At 35.3% G+C, this 17,943-nt stretch carries 11 protein-coding genes; 2 read left to right on the plus strand and 9 right to left on the minus strand.

All coding sequences use genetic code 11. The annotated features are described in order from the left end of the window. Positions 1-4: 4 nt before the first annotated feature. From BM319_RS21935 to BM319_RS21965, 7 genes are all read right to left on the minus strand, one after another. A complete protein-coding gene (locus BM319_RS21935; RefSeq protein ID WP_069032678.1) occupies positions 5-1,450 on the minus strand; it encodes an aldehyde dehydrogenase family protein in 1,446 nt (481 codons plus the stop codon). 12 nt (positions 1,451-1,462) lie between these two features. Further along, complete coding sequence (locus tag BM319_RS21940) at positions 1,463-3,151, minus strand: thiamine pyrophosphate-binding protein (protein ID WP_091024697.1); 1,689 nt, start codon at positions 3,149-3,151, stop codon at positions 1,463-1,465. Between the two features lie 31 nt (positions 3,152-3,182). Beyond that, positions 3,183-3,974, minus strand: coding sequence for an SDR family oxidoreductase (locus BM319_RS21945; protein ID WP_069032676.1), 792 nt, complete (start codon positions 3,972-3,974; stop codon positions 3,183-3,185). Positions 3,975-4,037: 63 nt separating this feature from the next. Beyond that, complete coding sequence (locus BM319_RS21950) at positions 4,038-4,958, minus strand: VOC family protein (RefSeq protein WP_069032675.1); 921 nt, start codon at positions 4,956-4,958, stop codon at positions 4,038-4,040. Positions 4,959-5,068: 110 nt separating this feature from the next. Then, a complete protein-coding gene (locus BM319_RS21955) occupies positions 5,069-5,602 on the minus strand; it encodes a cupin domain-containing protein (RefSeq protein WP_091024698.1) in 534 nt (177 codons plus the stop codon). A gap of 270 nt (positions 5,603-5,872) precedes the next feature. Next, complete coding sequence (locus BM319_RS21960; RefSeq protein WP_069032673.1) at positions 5,873-6,676, minus strand: IclR family transcriptional regulator; 804 nt, start codon at positions 6,674-6,676, stop codon at positions 5,873-5,875. A gap of 33 nt (positions 6,677-6,709) precedes the next feature. Beyond that, positions 6,710-7,516 carry an alpha/beta fold hydrolase gene (locus tag BM319_RS21965; RefSeq protein ID WP_069032672.1) on the minus strand — a complete coding sequence of 269 codons (807 nt, stop codon included), beginning with the start codon at positions 7,514-7,516 and terminating at the stop codon, positions 6,710-6,712. Positions 7,517-7,977: 461 nt separating this feature from the next. On the opposite strand from BM319_RS21965, the gene BM319_RS21970 reads away from it, so the two are divergent. Continuing rightward, complete coding sequence (locus tag BM319_RS21970; protein WP_091024699.1) at positions 7,978-9,273, plus strand: MFS transporter; 1,296 nt, start codon at positions 7,978-7,980, stop codon at positions 9,271-9,273. A gap of 184 nt (positions 9,274-9,457) precedes the next feature. Here BM319_RS21970 and BM319_RS21975 read toward each other — a convergent pair whose 3' ends face one another. Continuing rightward, positions 9,458-10,720, minus strand: coding sequence for an efflux RND transporter periplasmic adaptor subunit (locus BM319_RS21975; protein WP_091024700.1), 1,263 nt, complete (start codon positions 10,718-10,720; stop codon positions 9,458-9,460). A 658-nt stretch (positions 10,721-11,378) separates the two neighbouring features. Here BM319_RS21975 and BM319_RS21980 point away from each other — a divergent pair. Next, positions 11,379-12,800 (plus strand): amino acid permease, encoded by a 1,422-nt coding sequence (locus BM319_RS21980; RefSeq protein ID WP_091024701.1) that lies wholly within the window; start codon positions 11,379-11,381, stop codon positions 12,798-12,800. 203 nt (positions 12,801-13,003) lie between these two features. On the opposite strand, the gene BM319_RS21985 is transcribed toward BM319_RS21980, so the two are convergent. Then, positions 13,004-17,353 carry a S8 family serine peptidase gene (locus tag BM319_RS21985; RefSeq protein ID WP_091024702.1) on the minus strand — a complete coding sequence of 1,450 codons (4,350 nt, stop codon included), beginning with the start codon at positions 17,351-17,353 and terminating at the stop codon, positions 13,004-13,006. Between the last annotated feature and the right edge of the window lie 590 nt (positions 17,354-17,943).

A 17,943-nucleotide genomic window follows, 5' to 3' on the forward strand; every position in this document is an offset into this window, starting at 1 on the left:
ATCCTTAATTTGCAAATCCATATGAGTCTGCAAAGAATTCCAATCCACAGTGTCTTGTTTCTCTTGAAACACCGCTCTCTTTTAAACCTGGAAAATCCAATGCTAAATCACTAAAGATGGTATGATTATTATAAAAAACTGCGCCTGCTTCTAATCGATCTGCCATTTCAACTGCTAATTCTTCATTTTCAGTCCAAACAGAAGCCCTTAAGCCAAATTCACTATCATTTGCTAGTTTGATAGCTTCGTCAATAGATGAAAAAGGTAGAATAGGAATTACTGGTCCGAATTGTTCTGCACGAACGATCTCACTTTGTTGATCAACACCTGTTACAATTGTTGGTAAGATGTAATATCCTTGATCCCACATTTCAGGATTCAGTTGAATTCCAGCTGTTATTACATTTGCACCTGCTTTTTCAGTTCGCTCAATTAATCCGTTAACATAGTCATACTGAGCTTTATTATTTAATGGGCCCATTGTTACATCAGGTTGAATACCATCACCTACAACAGTACGCTCAAATTCTTTCTTTAGTTTTTTTACTAATTCAACATATCTAGATTCTTGTACATATACGCGCTTAATCGCCGAACATACTTGGCCAGCCGCTTTTAAAATACTTATTCTTAATCGCTTAATAGCTTCTTCATCTAAGTTTGCATCTTCTAATATAATTGCTGGGTCATTCCCACCAAGCTCCATATATACTTTTTGAAGATTTCCTGAAGACTTTTTCATAATATCTTTACCTGTTTGTGTACTTCCTACAAAAGCAATTGTACGAACACGTGAATCAGAACAAAGCTTGTCACCAATCATTTTTCCTGATCCTGTTACAATATTGATTACGCCAGGCGGAAAATATTCAGCCACTACTTTTAAACAAGTCATAATGGTAAGTGGACAATTTGTCGCCGGTTTTACGACGACTGTATTTCCTGCTAAAACAGCCGGTATTACTCGCTTAAAGGTTAAGATCATAGGCGAATTCCAAGGAGTAATAACTGCAGTAACCCCTCTTGCTCTTCTTCTTACTTGAACTTTTTGATTTCCTTGAAGTAATTCAGGATTCCACCATTTAAGTAGTTCATCTGCTCCACCATTCATTACTTCCACACAGCGTAATAAGTCTTTTTTAGCTTCTACTAGTGTTTTTCCATTTTCACGAACAAATAATGAAACATTTTCTTCAATGATTTTAGAAAGTTCCCACGCCGCTGCTTTCATTCTTTCTACACGATCCTGAATCTCACTCTGTGACCAAAGTTTAAATGCATTGGCTGCAGCATTAATTGCTTCGTTTACGATTTCCTCAGTACATAATCCAACTTTGCCGATTACTTCCGACTTATTTGCAGGATTAATAATATTTGATGTTTCATTACTTTCTTTCCAATCACCATTTATGAGATATCTTCCTGATACAACTGGATATGTCGAAATCATATTGAATCTCCTTTATAATTTTTTTGGCTTAAAGCTTTCAGCTGCTCCTGGAGGTCCACCAAAAGGTTTTGCCATAGGTCCAACTGCTTCCATATCTACAACGATCATTGTTGGCTTTCTTCTTTCAGTTGCCTTCTTTAGTTCTGTAACAAATTCATCTCCAGATCCAATACGTGCTGATTCAAAATGCATTGACTCAGCTAATTTTACAAAGTCTGGACTTAATAAATTCACTGCTACTTGGCGTCCATATGCCGCTTCTTGAATATTACGAAGAACCCCATAGCCAGAATCATCAAATAACACAACAATAATTGGAAGATTTTCTTCAGCTGCAGTCACCATTTCACCTACATTAACCATAAACCCACCATCTCCAGCCATTAATACGACCGTTTGGTGAGGGCAACCCAATTGAGCACCTATAGCTGTAGGAAGACCTTGACCGATCCCGCCACCGGATGCGTGAATTGATGTTCTTGGTTCATAAATGTCGAATATTCTACTACCCCAGACATTTGCTTGTACTGTTACATCTCGAACTAAAATCGTATCCCTCGGTAAAATCTCTCTCATACCATCTACAAATTGTTCGAACGGACCAAGTGTTTTACGAAGTTGTCCTCGCACTTCATTTCTTAATGAACGTACTTCTTCTATATAAGAAGGTAAAACCGAAATAGACTTTTCATCAATTTTATTAATTAGAGCCGATAAAATATCTTTTGCATCTCCGACTAACCCAACTGTTGCTTTATAATTACGATTGATTGCATTAAAATCTGCATCAATTGAAATATGTTCTTCTGGTACAGGTACTTTCCAGTTAGAGGTTTCATTTCCTCTGAATCGTACACCTACACTAATCAATAAATCTGCATTTCTCAAAAACTCTTTTGTTGATTCGTTGGCTGCAAAATGACCGATACATTGCTCATGATCCTCTGGTATTGAGCCTTTTCCGGATTGGCTTGTAATGACAGCAGCACCAAGAATTTCTGCTAAATTTGTTAATTCTTTTGAGGCATTGGCAGAAATAACACCGCCACCGGCCCAAATAACTGGACGACGTGCTTCTGAAATTTTTGAAATTGCGATATCTGGTATAACAGTAGTTAGTTGCGGTTTAAAAATATCTACCTGTACTTTATCGATTGAAACGTCCTCAATAATTGCTGATTGAAAGTCTATTGGAATTTCTAAACTAACTGGTCCTGTTGGAGCAGTTAATGCTTCTTCAATCGCTTTTCTTACTACACCAGCTGTTTGTTCTGGTCTTCTAAGTCTTACAGCATTTTTACAAGCACCGCTCATCATTGACAGCTGGTCTTTGCATTCATGTATGTACCCTTTACCTGTACCAAGATAAGGTGATGCTACCTCTCCAGTTAGATGAAGTAGTGGAACTCCCGCTGCCCATGCTTCTACTAATGAACCAGCAGCGTTTCCAGCTCCTGTTCCTGTACTAGTAATCACAACACCTAATTTCCCTGTGGCACGTGCATAACCATCTGCCATATTGACTGCTCCACTTTCGCCACGTGAACAGATTAGCTTGATATTTCCATCCCTTAAAATCGCATCATAAATGGGCATATTATGAATACTTACAATTCCAAAAGCGACTTCTACGCCTGCTTGAACTAACTCTTTTACGACGGCATCCGCAGTAGTAAATACGATTTCTTCTTGAATTTTCATCTTAGTATCCTACCTTTTTCAAATAATTTATTTAAAGTGCTTTACCGATTGCACCTGCAGTTTCAATTGTAGAGCCAGCTACATAACTCGCTTTATCCGAAGCAAGAAAAACAATAACACTAGCCACTTCCTCCGCTTCACCTACACGACCTAGTGGAATATTTCTTTTTATCGCAAGATCTTTATAATATTCTTCTGGATCCATATCAGGAGCATTTTTCAATCTTCTTCGCTCCCATTGATCGGTTCGAATCAATCCAAGACTTACTGAATTTACTAAAATATTGTCGGATGCTAATTCTTGAGACAATGTTTTGCTTAAATTTAAAAGTCCTGCACGTGTCGCTGCTGTTGCTACCATATGACGCTCAGGCTCTTTCGCTAGGGTTGCATTTATATTAATAATTCGGCCCCCTCCTCTTTTCACTAAATAAGGATGAGCTGCACGAACTGCATAGATAATTGCGAAATACTTTAATTGAATTTGTTCCTGCCACTGTTCATCAGTAATATCGAAAAAATACCCCATAACACTTTGACCAGCTGCATTTACTAACGTATCAATTCCACCAAACTTTTCTGCTGTTTGTTGAATAAACGAATTAACTTCCTCTTTTGATGTAACATCACAGGTCGCAGCAAATAGATCTTCGCTTTTGCCATATGAGAGTAAATGCTTTAATGCTTTATCTGCACGCTCCTTGCTTCTGCCGCAAATGGCTACTTTAGCGCCTTCACCTAAAAATAATTCAGCTGTCTTCAGTCCAACACCAGAGGTACCACCCATAATTACTGCAACTTTTCCCTTTAATCCAAGATCCATCCTGTCACCCCTTATTAAAGCTTTCATGTTTCGTATTCCTTAAAGCAATTTTAGTTAAAATTTTTAACGTACATTAACACTTGTATCTACCCAGCCAATGTCCGCCTCTCCGCCCATCGCTTTACGAGCTTCTGGTTTTGGTGGACCAGCAATTCCCCATTGATCCATTAGATGTGGCACACGTTTCCAAACTCGCGCTCTCCATTCAGCTTCATCTTCAATTGTTTCAAGATAACATGTGTATTCCATGACAAATCCTCCGAGGTCTTGAAAATAACAAAAGATATTATTACCAGGACCATGTCGACCAGGACCCCATAACTCATTTAGTCCTGCTTTCCTAACATTACTAATGCCTCGCATTAGTTCATCCACCGAATCAACCTCGTAAGCAATATGATTAACTGAAGCGTGTACATCTTGGTTAAATGCAATCGAGTGATGTTTTCGATTACATCTTAAGAAGGACATTTGGTGCTCACTCCAATCAGTCACTTTGAATCCAAGTACATCAGTATAAAACTCCACGATCATATCTAAATCTTTTGTGTTCATAACTACATGGTTTAATTTCACGGGATCAACGTTTTTATTAGTCCAAATCGATGTTTGAACCTCTACCCAAGCGGAAAGTTCAATTACGCGGTTTTCTGGATCAACAAATCGAAGTCCATATCCTCCACCAGCTTCATCTAAATAACCTGGCTCTTCAACAATATGTACACCTTTTGAATGTAGGATTTCCGCTGCACGATCAACTGCATTTTTATCGACCATACCAAATGCGATATGATGCAAACCACATTTATCGCCCTTTCGAAGGCTTAGTATATGATGCTCCGGACCTGCCCCTCGAAAATATGCAATATTGTCATCTGAAACATTTACACGATCCAAACCCCAAACCTTTTCGTAAAAGTTCACTTGTTCGTCAAAGTTTGGTGTGATCAAACTTATATGTCTTAAATGAGTAATTCCTAGCACCAACAATCCCTCCCACTTATCTATTTAAAGCGCTTTCTTTTATTAACTCTATTGAAAAAGGCAGCTGCAATTTATTTAAAATGCAGCTGACCCTTTTTCATTTTTTTTAATTAACCTTTGATGATTGCTTCTCTTTCTTTAGCACGTTGTTTACGAAGTTCTTCAAGCTCGCTACCCTCTGGATAAGTTGGAAGGTTCGGTTTCACTGCTCCAAGCATAACTAACATACGTGCTTCAGTATCTCCATCATTTCGAATGCCTCGATGAACACCAGGAGGAGAACTGATACAATCTCTAGCATTTAATTTAATTTCATGTACTTCATCTTTACCAACTTCTTGAATTAAAGCAGTAACTTCTCCCTCAAGAATAAAAAATACTTCTTCTACATCATCGTGTAGATGTAAAGGTCCAATACAGCCAGGAGGTAGAACCATTGTACTTAATGTAAAATGTTCTGCTGTAATTACATTTGAATCATTATTCGCTGTCGCACCGCGTCCAATATAACGCATTTGAGCACGTTTATATCTCGGATCAATTTCCTCTTGAAACTTTAATACATTCCAATCTAGCGTACGGTCTTCTAAGCGAGCCACGTATTTTTTTTCAAATTCTTTAACTGAAAAAGTTTCATTTGTCATTTTAAAAATCCTCCCTGTATTGGTTTTCTTTTTTTAAACAAAATGTTTTGTATTTACCGTCGAATGCGTTTTATATACAAAACAGTGTTTTATCTATAAAATAATTCTAGGACGGATTGTTCTTTGTGTCAACATAGTTTTTAGAAAATTTTGATATGTCATAAAAGTTAAATATAAAAAAACATTGTATTTTCAAGGTTTATAACTAGTTTTTTTTGCAAAAAAAAATATGGATTCCCTTAGTTTGGGAACCCATATTTTTAACTTAGACTATTTTACTTGATTTGAAACTCTGCCATTGTAACCCATATAGTTCGATAGTAAAACAGAGACATCTAGAAGTTTAGGCAATGCAACTTTATTCATGAAGTCTTCCTGATAAGATAATTCAGTCGCTACGATATTCAGTGCTGCCAATACTTTTCCTGTTCTACCATAAATAGGTGCAGCGATTGAATGAATACCTTGGTGAAATTCTCCACTAGTCATTGAATAGCCATTTTGACGTATTTTTTCTAATTGATCCAAAAACTCTCCAGGCGTCGTTAACGTTTTATCTGTATAAGGTGTTAAATTTGTAACTTGGAACAGCTGCATAAGACTATCCTTTGGCTCGTATGCAAGCAGTAGCTTTCCATTTGCAGTTGCATGAGCTGGTAGTCTTAAACCAATATTGACATTAACTGCTGATACTCCTCTAACTGGAGCACTCCCTACATAAACTACTTCATGTCCATCTAAAATTGACAAATGACAAGAAGCACCTATTTCATCACGTAATGATTCCATATAAGGCTGCGCAATTTCAGGTATTTTCAAGCTATTTATATAACTAAAACCTAATTCAAGAACTTTCGGAGTTAACGAATATTGTTTTGTATTTTCATCCTGTGTTAAATACCCGATTGACTGCAATGTATAAAGTAATCGATAAGGTACTGTTCTGCTTACCCCTAACTTTTTTGCAATCTCGGAAAGTGACAAACTAGGATGTTCCTCATTAAAAAGCTTAATAATTTCTAAACCCCTAACTAAAGAATTGGCGCTATATTTTTCTTTTTCTACATTATCCATCGAGCAAACCTCTCCTAATACATAGATTCAATTCTACTTTTGACTTATCGGTTGGTTCTTTAAAAAGTTTAACACGGATTGATTAAATAGTTTAGGATCTTCTTGATAGCATAGATGTCCTGTATTTGGAACGATAACAAATTCCGAATTTGGAATCAACTCGTGAAATATTTGGGATTCACTTACTGGAGTTACTTGATCTAACTCCCCACACATAACAAGTGTTGGAACAGATAATGAAGACAGTATCTCCATTTGGTTTAAGTTCGATAATGAGTAGGAAACAGAACGGTAACCAGATAGACGTACTTGTGACATAATCCGTTCAGCCTCTTTTATAACCTCAGCCGATGCATTCGGAGCAAGTAATGCTTTGACTCTTTTTCTTGCTAGTTCAGTTGGATGTAGATTTTCAATGGAGTTTAATCTATTTTGAAGTTTTTTCTCGTTTTCTTCTCTACTTAATCCAGCTGCTCCACGTGTTGCATCTGAAATAATTAACGCATCGACCATATGTGGAAAACGACTCGTAAAATCAATTGCAATTGCCGATCCCATTGAATGACCTAGTAAATAGATAGAATCTAGCCCTAGACTATCTAAAAACTCTTTAAGAACATTAGCAAACTCAGAAAAATCCCGAAACTCCTCTTTTAGATCGGAACTTCCACCATAACCTGGAGCATCCCAAACGATTACTCTATACTGTTCCTTCAATTCATTTAATTGATGCTTCCATGACTGAGAATTGTTTCCCAATCCATGTAGAATGACAAGGGCTTGTCCTTCACCAGATTCTTGAAAATGAATCGATAACTCTTTTAAATGACTAATTGGCATCCATAGTACCTCCACTCTATTTTTTACACAAAATCTACAAACCTGACTATCACACAATACTTCAAAAACATCGTGTTTCATATAAAAAACAGTTTTTCAACTTGAATTATAGATTTGTCAGAATTTATTGTCAATAACTCTATTTTTCAATGGATAGACATATATAGATAATTGCATTTGAACATTAAACTGGAAAATTTTTCTGTAAAATCACAATTGACAAACTTTTCTAATTATTTTATCTTTAAAAGAGTTTCATTGTTAAAATATGAAACACCGTTTTATATTTAAAACATTTACACTTTTTTGAAAGGAGTGGTCGAACAATTTCATGCAAAATTAAAACGTGAAGTATCAAAACATTTTTTTGATCTTCATGTCTATTAGGTAAACGTAGTTTCTGCTTTTTCCTTCCAAATTTTAAACGCAATTACTTGATTTTAAAAGGAGAGAGAATTTTAATGCTACATAGACAAAAAAGATGGATTTTAATTGCTTTACCAATCTTTTTCTTTTGGTTCTTCGGACAAATTGATAAAGTTGGAATTTCTGTCATCCAAACGGATCCAGAGTTTTTGAAAGCACTCGGAATGACTGGCATTGACAAAAATGCAAAAATTGGTCTTCTTTCATTTGTTTTTACAATTGCTTATGGCGTTTCGAATCTATTTTGGGGATTCATTATTGATAAATTTGGTGCGAGAAAAACCGCTATAGCTGGATTAGTTGTTTGGTCTCTTACTATGTTTTCGTCTGGCCTCTCCACTACATATGAAGCATTTATTATTAGTCGAATTATTCTTGGATTTGGTGAAGGGATGATGATTCCTGTTTCAGGGAAATTTATTTCTGCTTGGTTCAACAAACGAGAATTAGGACGCGCTCAAGCTTCTTGGCTTACAGGTAATTATTTAGGTCCAGCAATTGGGGCAGTCATATTAGTACTTGTTATCTCATCACTTCATTGGCAAGCTGCTTTCTTTTTGCTTGCTGGATTTAACTTTTTAATCAATATCCCAATGTTTATTTTTCTTACTAGAAATAAACCTGAGGACCATCCGTGGGTTAGCAAGGAAGAGTTGGCTCTCATTCAAAGTCCAGTGGACTCAGTAGCACAACAAGTAAGTAGTACAAATGAGAATAAAAATTTTATCCAAGATTATCGTTTTTGGATTGTATGGTTTGGTATGTTAGTTTGTTCTTTCCTTTTCTTCGGAATAAGCATTTGGTTGCCAACGTACTTGATTGAAGCAAAAGGGTTTAATCGTGAAGGAATGACAAGCATAACTTCTCTATCGTGGTTATTTGCACTTGGGTTTGTTCTCGTATGTGGTTTTCTTGCCGATAAAACAAGACGCCCAAGTTTAATGGCATCCATATTATTTTCACTGACTGCTATATTTTTAACAACGGCGGTTCTTGTACCAAATCCAGTATTAGCAGGAATATGTATGGGACTTGCAATGGGATGTCAAGGTGGTGTCTTCCATCTTAGTAATATGTTTTTAGTAAAATATTCAACCCAAGAGACGGCTGGTCGTGCAGCAGGTTTAATCGGATTTACAAACTTAATGGGTGGCTTTTCTAGCTATATTATGGGCTGGCTACGTGATTCATCAGGAGGTAATTTCACTTCCTCAATTATTATGTTAATCATTACGGCTCTCTTAGGTTTGATTGCTTATTTATTTTCTATTAAAGAAGAAGCAACCGAACTACGCGCTGTTCCCCTACCTCCACAAAAAATAAATGCTTAATCTATTTTTTGAAAACGCTTTTATAAAAAGAAAGAGAGAGCTTATAACAGGCTCTCTCTTTGTGTAGACAAAGTAACTAAAAGCTCGATTTTTAGATTGATTGCAGCGCCTTTCAACAATTTAAGAAAATAAATAGACGATCACTATAGTAAAATGAATTTTCTACAGTGATCGTCTCTTCTTATTACTTATCTAAATCAATTTTAGTTCCAGGGCGGACAGTCCAGGAAGGATTTTTCCCTACTTTATCCCCTTCCTTTACTCCTTTAAGAATGGCAATATATTTCCCTTGTTTTTGGCCAGTTTTTACACTTTGTTTATAAATAGTTCCTTTTTTAAGTACATACACATATTTTGATTTTCCTGATCCTTTAACGCTCGTCTCAGGTATTGCTAACAATTCCTTTGATTTTACTACTACTTCAAGATTTGTTTCATAGCCAGGATAAAGATTCTCTTGTGAATCTAACGTTGCTCTAAAAGTGTAATATGGTATAACTTCTTTTTTGGAATTCTTATCTTGGTTGGTAGATTGATCACTCATAGGATAGTTACTTACCTCTGAAATGCTTCCTTTCCAGCTCTTATCGGTAACAACCTTTGAAGTGACTTTAATTGCTTGTCCTGGCTCTACTTTTGCTTTCTCTTTTTCTGTTAGCTTTCCTTCAATTTGAAACGGTTCATTTGAAGCAATTTGCATAATTGAGATTTGCTGTTTATCTGTAGCTTTATAACCTTGACCGATACTTTTGTTCAAATTAAGAACTACCCCATCATTATTACTGTTAACAGTTAATGATTCTTGTTGTGCTTTCAGCTTTTCAGCTTCTAGAGTATATTGTTCTACTTTTAGCTGTGCAGCATTAAGCTCTTCCTTTGCAGTATTAAGCTCAACTTGCAGCGATTGAATCTCTGGTGTATTTGTTGTATTTGTTGTATTTTTATCAGTATTATTTGCATCTGTTGTATTAGGTGTTGGTGTTAACACTGAAATAGCATTTTGAATGTCTTTCTCTATTGATGCAATTTGGTCATTTTTCTGCGTAACAGTTGTTTCCGCTAGCTTCTTATTTACTTCTGCTTGTCCTATTTCAGCTGCTATAGTTGTATCTTCATAAGAAAAAAGTTTTTGCCCTTTAGTGACAGTATCTCCTTCTTTAACAAATATCTCATTTATAGAACCTTTAGTTGGATTAACGTAAATTGTTTCAGTATGGCTTTGTACTACACGACCAGACACAGTTTCAGTTTTCGTAAAACTTTTTACCGTTGGACTGATAAACTGTAATGTTTTAGATTTACTTTTTTTAACTTCTACTACCGCTACGCTAAGAACCACAGAAACGATTAAAAGAACAATGATCCCCATTAAAATAAATTTCTTCTGACGTGGCGTAATTACTTTTACTTGTTCTTTTTCTTCGTCAATTCTTTTCGCCGTTTCCATAAAACTCTTGCCCCTTCCTTATCTTGCCAAAAACTTAATACGACTTCTCCTATATCTATTGTCTATTGTTTTAAAAAGCGTTTCAAGGAGATTTTTTAGAAAATGATAAATATTTGATATGTTTTTTTTAATAAACCATTTATTTGTCCTTTTGAACGGATTATTAGGTTGATTTGGGCAGATTTATATTATTTCAGAATATTCAAATTTTAATTTCAAAAAAATAATTTTATTGTTTATATTTTAATTTTTACCAGAAAAAACAAATAATTAGTGGCTACTAAAAAAGTCACAGAAACCTTTGATAAATCTATGTATTTTCGCACATACTTTCATTAATTTAGTTAAAATTTAGATTTTAATAGACTAAAGTATAATATTTAAAACATTCATACTATTATTGCTTAGTATTATTGAACTATGTTACAATACAAAAAATATCTTTGTAGAAAAGGATTTTTCTTCTACTAAAAGTATTTCTTATACGCATTGGAAAACGCTTACGATAATTTCGAGGAATTAAAAGTCTTTTTCTTTCAATTATGGGAATTGATACAACTCTCCCGTTACAAATTGATTAGTTACTACGCACTCTTTTAAGCAGTGTGTATTTATTTACTAAAAATACAGATTATTCATAAAAAGGGGGAGTCTTTGGATGAATGCTTTTTTCAGGAAAAAGTCGATTGAACAGCTTCAACAGGATGGGGCTAAAAATACCGGACTTAATCGCGTTCTAGGTTTATGGCAATTGACTGCCATTGGTTTAGGCGGGATTATAGGTGTAGGTATTTTCGTATTAACTGGTGTAGCAGCAGCTGAACACGCTGGTCCGGCAGTTCTTTTATCGTTTATTATTGCTGGTTTAGCTAGCGCAGCAGCAGCACTGTGTTATGCAGAGTTTGCTGGTTTAATACCGGTAGCCGGAAGTGCCTATACTTACAGTTATGCTGTTTTAGGAGAAGGTACAGCTTGGTTAATCGGGTGGGATTTGTTACTCGAGTACGCCCTAGTTGTTGCAGTAGTAGCCATTGGATGGTCTGGCTATATGCAAGAGTTTTTACTACAAATGGGTGTTCATATTCCTGTATGGGCACAAGGCGCGCCTGGTACTGGAGCAGGTCACAAAGTTGACTTAATTGCCGTTTTAGTTAGTCTTGGAATTGCAGGCTTACTTACATTAGGAACTGAAATGGGTTCTAAATTTAATTCATTAATGGTTATAATCAAATTAGGTATTATTCTTTTAGTTATTGCAGTTGGAAGTTTTCATATTAATTCAGCTAACTGGCATCCTTTCATGCCTTTTGGTTTTCATGGCGTAATGAGTGGAGCGGCTCTAGTATTCTTTGCAGTATTCGGATATGACACATTAACTACAGCAGCAGAAGAAGCAAAAAGACCGCAACGTGATTTACCACTTGCAGTTATCATCTCATTAGCTGTCGCTTTATGTTTGTATGTTGCTATGTCACTTATTATTACAGGTATGGCTCCGTATGAAACACTTAATAACGCAGCTCCTGTAGCAAAAGCCTTTAGTAATATCGGAATGAAATGGATTACAATCATCATTTCTGCAGCTGCTATTACAGGTATTCTATCAGTATTGTTCTCATTTATGCTTGCTGGATCACGTATTTGGTTCTCAATGAGTAGAGATGGTCTATTACCAAAATGGTTTACAAAATTACATCCTAAATATAAAACACCTTATCGTCCTACTTTATTAATTGGGTTAATTACGGCATTTGTAGCAGGTGTTACGCCAATTAACGAAGTCGCAGAATTAGTTAATATCGGAACGTTAACAGCATTTATTTTAATTTGTTCTTCTATTATTGTATTACGTGTAAAACGTCCTGACTTAAAAAGAGGATTCAAAACGCCATTAGTTCCAATTATTCCAATAATCGGGATTGGATTCTCGGCTTATCTAATTGCAAGTCTTCCAGGTATTACATTTATTCGTTTTATTGTCTGGATGGCTATAGGACTTGTTGTGTATGGTTTATATGGTAAGAAACGAAGTGTACTTGGGACTGCGGACAACAACAATAATAAAACTAAAATAAGCTAAGCCGCTAAAAAATTATAGAGACTATTAAAAAAGCCATTGCCACAAGGGAATTTATTTTCCTTGTGGTTTTTTTCGTTAAGACAAGTATCCCTTTCTTTCCTAATTTCCAATAAATCCTGTCAAAATAAAAAGCATGTATCCGATCTTAAATCGAATACATGCCCAAAATTTCTCGAATTCTAGTAAGCTATTAATTCAAAAGCTTACTTTCTTGCTCCGTCTTTACCTACTTTATATTTACCGATTGTAGTATTTACAGCCATTACGCCAGATTTGTTGAAGTAATAATATTTACCACTTATCTTTTTCCAGCCATTGCTAAACATTACTCCGTTTGGATCGAAGTAGTAGTGTTTAGAACCTAATACTAACCAACCAGTTTTCATTACTCCGTATTTATCAAAGTAATAGTGTTTATTACCTAATACTAACCAACTAGTTTTCATTACTCCATATTTATCAAAGTAATAATGTTTATTACCTAATACTAACCAACTAGTTTTCATTACTCCGTATTTATCAAAGTAATAGTGTTTAGTTCCTAATACTAACCAGCTAGTTTTCATTACTCCATACTTATCGAAGTAATACTTCTTGCCGTTATACGTTACCCAACTAGTTTTCATTACTCCACTATTATCGAAGTAATATTTTTTACCACCGATTGTTTGCATACCAGTTACTTTAACACCTTTGATATAGTAGTATTTTTTGCCATTTTCTACTACCCATCCAGATTTAACCGGAGCATCTGCACGATTTATTACTACTTCCTTCACTGTTTCATTACCAGCAAGGTCAGTCGCTCTTAACGTAATTTTATTTTGCCCTTCTTTTAATGGGACAGTTACTTCATAGTCTTTGTTTAGTGGTTTTACAACATCCACTGGACTGATTAATGGTACTTCAAATTCGTGGTTTTCACCAACGAAGAAGTTTAAGTAGCTATAGTTATCTTTTAAGTTTACTTTAAAAGTAACTTCATCTACCTTTTTATCCACTCGAGTAGGAGCATTTAGTACATTAATTTCTGACGCGTGAGTATCAACATAAATATGACGCGCAACTGAGAAGTTTTTGTTAGCATAATCTGTTGCTTCTACTTGAACAGTGAATGGTCCATCTTGGTCAAATGTTACAGTTGTTGAGTAGTTGTAATGTCCAGTCTTAGCATCAAAAGTAGTTGGAACTTCTTTTCCATTAACCTTAACTGTTTTAATACCGATATCATCTGTTACGAAACCTTTAACTGGAACTGTGTTATCACTGTAAGCTCCCCAAGGTTCTGGTGAGTTAGGAATATATTCGCCATTTTTATCTTTTGAGCCATCAGTGATATATACCAATGGAAGGTCTACGTCACCAATTGCAGCAATATCTTCTGACCCGTTACCTGCATAGTCCATAGCAACTACTTCTACTACAGCTTTAGCCGGAGCTTTAGAAAGATCAAAAGAAGATTTTGTATTATCAGTTCGGCCTTCTTCTTTTCCATTTACCCAAATACTATATAATTGGACTCCAGTTCCTTCATCTGAACCTTCCCAAGAAACAATTTTCTTATCAGGATCATAAGTTGCTTTAATTGTTGGAGCATGAGTATCAATATAAACTGGAATCTTCTTAGACTGCCACTTTGCATTATCGTAGCCAATTACAGATTTAATCTCGTAATTGTAAAAACCATCCGGCATTACTTCACCATTTACTTTACCATCCCAAATAGTTGACTCACTATCTTTAAACGGTGAAGCTTTACCATTGTCAAAAGCATTTTTTGTAACATCAGATTGAGCACTTAAACGGCGAAGGAATTTACCGTCTTTGTCAAGGATATTATATTGTACTTCTGATGCATTTCTTAAGAATGATGGAAGAGCATTAATATCATCACCACTGTTATCGCCGTTTGGTGAAAACGCGTAGTAATTCTTCCCATCCTTTCCAGGAGCAGCTTCTAAAAATGTAGTATCGTCATCAGTTGTCATGTCATGCGCTTCAGTTGTACCAAAATATCTTTGTAAATCAAAATAACGAGTTTCACCAAGATCTTTGAATCCGTCAACGATTGGTAAACTTTCCCACTTGCCGTAGAAACCTACATATGGAGCTGTTAAATTTGGATGACCATCTGTACTGATAAGATTTACAGATCCTTCAACAAAAATATTGTCTTGAAGATTTGCTAAAATTTTCTTATCATCTTTATCGAATCCAGGGATTTTTGCATTTGTTAAATCAATTTTCACAGTAAAATCAACCGATTGACCAGCTGGAACTTTGATTGTTTCAGGAGCATCAATTTTTGCACCATCTAATGCACCTGTTTGAAGCGCATTACGATCAACACTAGCAGTTTGATAGAATTCATCTGTTAAAGCATTTGTATCAACTTTATATTCAGCATCTTTATCAGAAATATTTTTAGCTGTGAAAGTCATTGAAACTTGCTTAGATTGGAAATCCTTCAATTCGTATTTCGCTTCACCTGTTGTCTTATTATAGAAGTAAACTGGTGTTGTAACAGCATTTTCAATTTGCATCATACCTGCACCTTGACGACGTGGTGAGAATGGGTGACCATCTAAGTCATTAATAACTTTCGCAGTATTCATTAATAATACTTTTGCTAAGTGAGTACGTTGACTTAAGCTTAACGAACTGAAACGTTTATCATTTTTTAAATATTCTTGTACTAATGCAGAACCACCTGCTACGTGTGGAGCTGCCATAGAAGTACCACTCATTACTTCATATTGATCGTTATTAACAGTTGAGTAGATATTTCCACCAGGGGCTGTAATTTCAGGCTTTAACTCTAGGCTAGGCGTAACTCCCCATGAAGTGAAGCCGGTCATTCGACCCATTTCAGGACTTTCATTTTTAGCCGTTTGGTTAACATGAATTGTTCCTGAACCATTAATCGAATTAAATAATGCTTCACCATCTGCTTTTGAGTTAACAAGCATCATTGGAACATCCCATCCGCCTTGGTCAGGGTATTGAGTACCGTTGTTTGCATTCCATACGATAATACCAGCTGCACCAGCTTGAGCAGCATATTTCGTTTTATCAGCGAAAGTATATGTACCACGAGCTACTAATACGATTTTCCCTTTAACATCTACACCGTTATAATCATCCGGTGCACCTAGTTTGTATGTTCCGTCAGCTTTTTTACCTAGATTTACAACTGGAATATTCCCACCAAATTTATCTGATAGATTTTTCCAAGCATCAATCCCTTTACCAACAACGCTAAGACTATTATTACCATCAACAGTGATCGCATGTTCATATAGATAAGCTTCATTTCCAGAAGCAGCTACTGAGATTGTGTCTTTATTAAGACCTGGAGCTCCAGTTACACCAATATCAGGGTTTTGTGATAGAGGGTCTCCCCATCCATAACCAATATGGTTCGAGTTACCAGAAGAAACAGCACACACAATACCATTGTCAACTGCACGAGTAATTGCAAGATCTTCTGCGCTATTTGGCTCATAAGAAGATGCTACAGAACCAAGGCTCATGTTTAGTACATCTGCACCTAGTTTAATAGAATCGTCGATTGCTGCAAGATAAATATCAGACCATGTAGATGGGTAGCTTGGGTCATTACTGAATACTTTCATCGCAAGAACTTGCGCTTCTGGTGCAACCCCTTTAATACCACCGTTTGCTTCGTCACCGTTTGCAGCCGTAATACCTGCTACGTGCATACCATGCATTGAAGCACCAGGTCCAAGGTCCGTTACGATACTGTTTTGGTCATAATAGTTATAACCATAAGGAACTTTATCAGTGTAGAATTTACCTGGTAAAGCTTTATCTTTTACAATTTGAGCTACTGAATCTTTTGTTAAGTCCTCTTTTGAAGGATCCGTTAATTTAAAATCACGGTGTGTAGGGTCAATCCCTGTATCGATAATGGAGATAACCATACCTTTTCCATCAAATCCAGTGTCTTTCCAAGTTTCTTTAGACTGGATAAATTGATGACTCTTCGTCATATCTGGAGTAGATGGTTCAGCTGTAGGGCGGTTGTACTCATTTGCTAAATAGACATTTTTGACACCAGAAGTAGCTTCAATTTTTGCTACATCTCCAAATTGAACTTCACCACTGAAACCGTTAAATGCAGTTGTAAATTGTTTTTTATAATTAATGTTGATTCCTTTTGATTGTAACTTTGATTTTACCGAACTTTGTTGACTATCTACTTTTGCATAAAGACTAGACTTTTGACTTTCAGATAAGTCTTTAAACAATTTACCTTGTTTTGTTGCGTATTCAATTGGTGATTGTCCATCCAATTCTACGATGACACGCACTTTATCTGAAGCTTTTAAGTTTGCTTTCGCATCAGATAAGTTGTTTTTATTTTGTAGTTCTTTTGTTTCCTGTGATTGTTTAATTTGTTCCAACTTTGATGCTAAGTCACCTGGTCGGTAAGATTCAGCTGAAGTTGGTGAAACAAATGCTAAATTAGAAAGAGCAAGAGCAGACGCTAAAGCGTATGTAGTTATTTTACGATTTTTTTTGTTAGTCATTTCTCAGTTCCTCTCCAGAAATTTTATATAAAATAAATTAGTACAAACTTTCTTAAAAAACTTCCCCTGTTTTTTAATTAGTAATTCGAGGAATATCGACAGATTCATTGAAAAAACTTCTCAATCAAAAACATGTCAAATTACCTCTGAAAATCTTTTCCAGATAACCCCCTAATATCTCCTTTCACCGTTATTGATCCTATTAATACCTATACTTTTTAATATTTTTTTAATAAAGTTTCTAAGGAATAATAGATAAATTAAATAATTCTTTTTTTGAGTCAAAATTCCTTTATAAAATTCCTAATATTTTAAAAATTTTTAAAGTTTTTTTGTATTTTTAATAAAAATATGTAAATTCATGTAAAAATTTATCATTTTGGAGTATTTTTTATAGTTTTAAAGTACTAGACATATTCAATTTTCTAGATATATACTCATAGAATTTTTTGAACATAATGAAGGCTTTACTAAGTCTATTGAAGTGTTTGTTCGACAAATAATCAGTTTAGGTAATGGTTCTGTTCTATTAAAGCAGCAAAATATCTTTATTAAAAAAAGCTAAAAAAATAAAAAGGCAGCACATCCCA

Source organism: Bacillus sp. UNCCL81, from assembly GCF_900112535.1.
Classification (GTDB): domain Bacteria; phylum Bacillota; class Bacilli; order Bacillales; family Bacillaceae_G; genus Gottfriedia; species Gottfriedia luciferensis_B.

Bases quoted from the DNA above. Each gene is read 5' to 3' on its own strand.
- BM319_RS21965 (WP_069032672.1), bottom strand. From the start codon at position 7,516: ATGCCAATTAGTCATTTAAAAGAGTTATCGATTCATTTTCAAGAATCT.
- BM319_RS21985 (WP_091024702.1), bottom strand. From the start codon at position 17,353: ATGACTAACAAAAAAAATCGTAAAATAACTACATACGCTTTAGCGTCT.
- BM319_RS21960 (WP_069032673.1), bottom strand. From the start codon at position 6,676: ATGGATAATGTAGAAAAAGAAAAATATAGCGCCAATTCTTTAGTTAGG.
- BM319_RS21935 (WP_069032678.1), bottom strand. From the start codon at position 1,450: ATGATTTCGACATATCCAGTTGTATCAGGAAGATATCTCATAAATGGT.
- BM319_RS21955 (WP_091024698.1), bottom strand. From the start codon at position 5,602: ATGACAAATGAAACTTTTTCAGTTAAAGAATTTGAAAAAAAATACGTG.
- BM319_RS21945 (WP_069032676.1), bottom strand. From the start codon at position 3,974: ATGGATCTTGGATTAAAGGGAAAAGTTGCAGTAATTATGGGTGGTACC.
- BM319_RS21975 (WP_091024700.1), bottom strand. From the start codon at position 10,720: ATGGAAACGGCGAAAAGAATTGACGAAGAAAAAGAACAAGTAAAAGTA.
- BM319_RS21980 (WP_091024701.1), top strand. From the start codon at position 11,379: ATGAATGCTTTTTTCAGGAAAAAGTCGATTGAACAGCTTCAACAGGAT.
- BM319_RS21970 (WP_091024699.1), top strand. From the start codon at position 7,978: ATGCTACATAGACAAAAAAGATGGATTTTAATTGCTTTACCAATCTTT.
- BM319_RS21940 (WP_091024697.1), bottom strand. From the start codon at position 3,151: ATGAAAATTCAAGAAGAAATCGTATTTACTACTGCGGATGCCGTCGTA.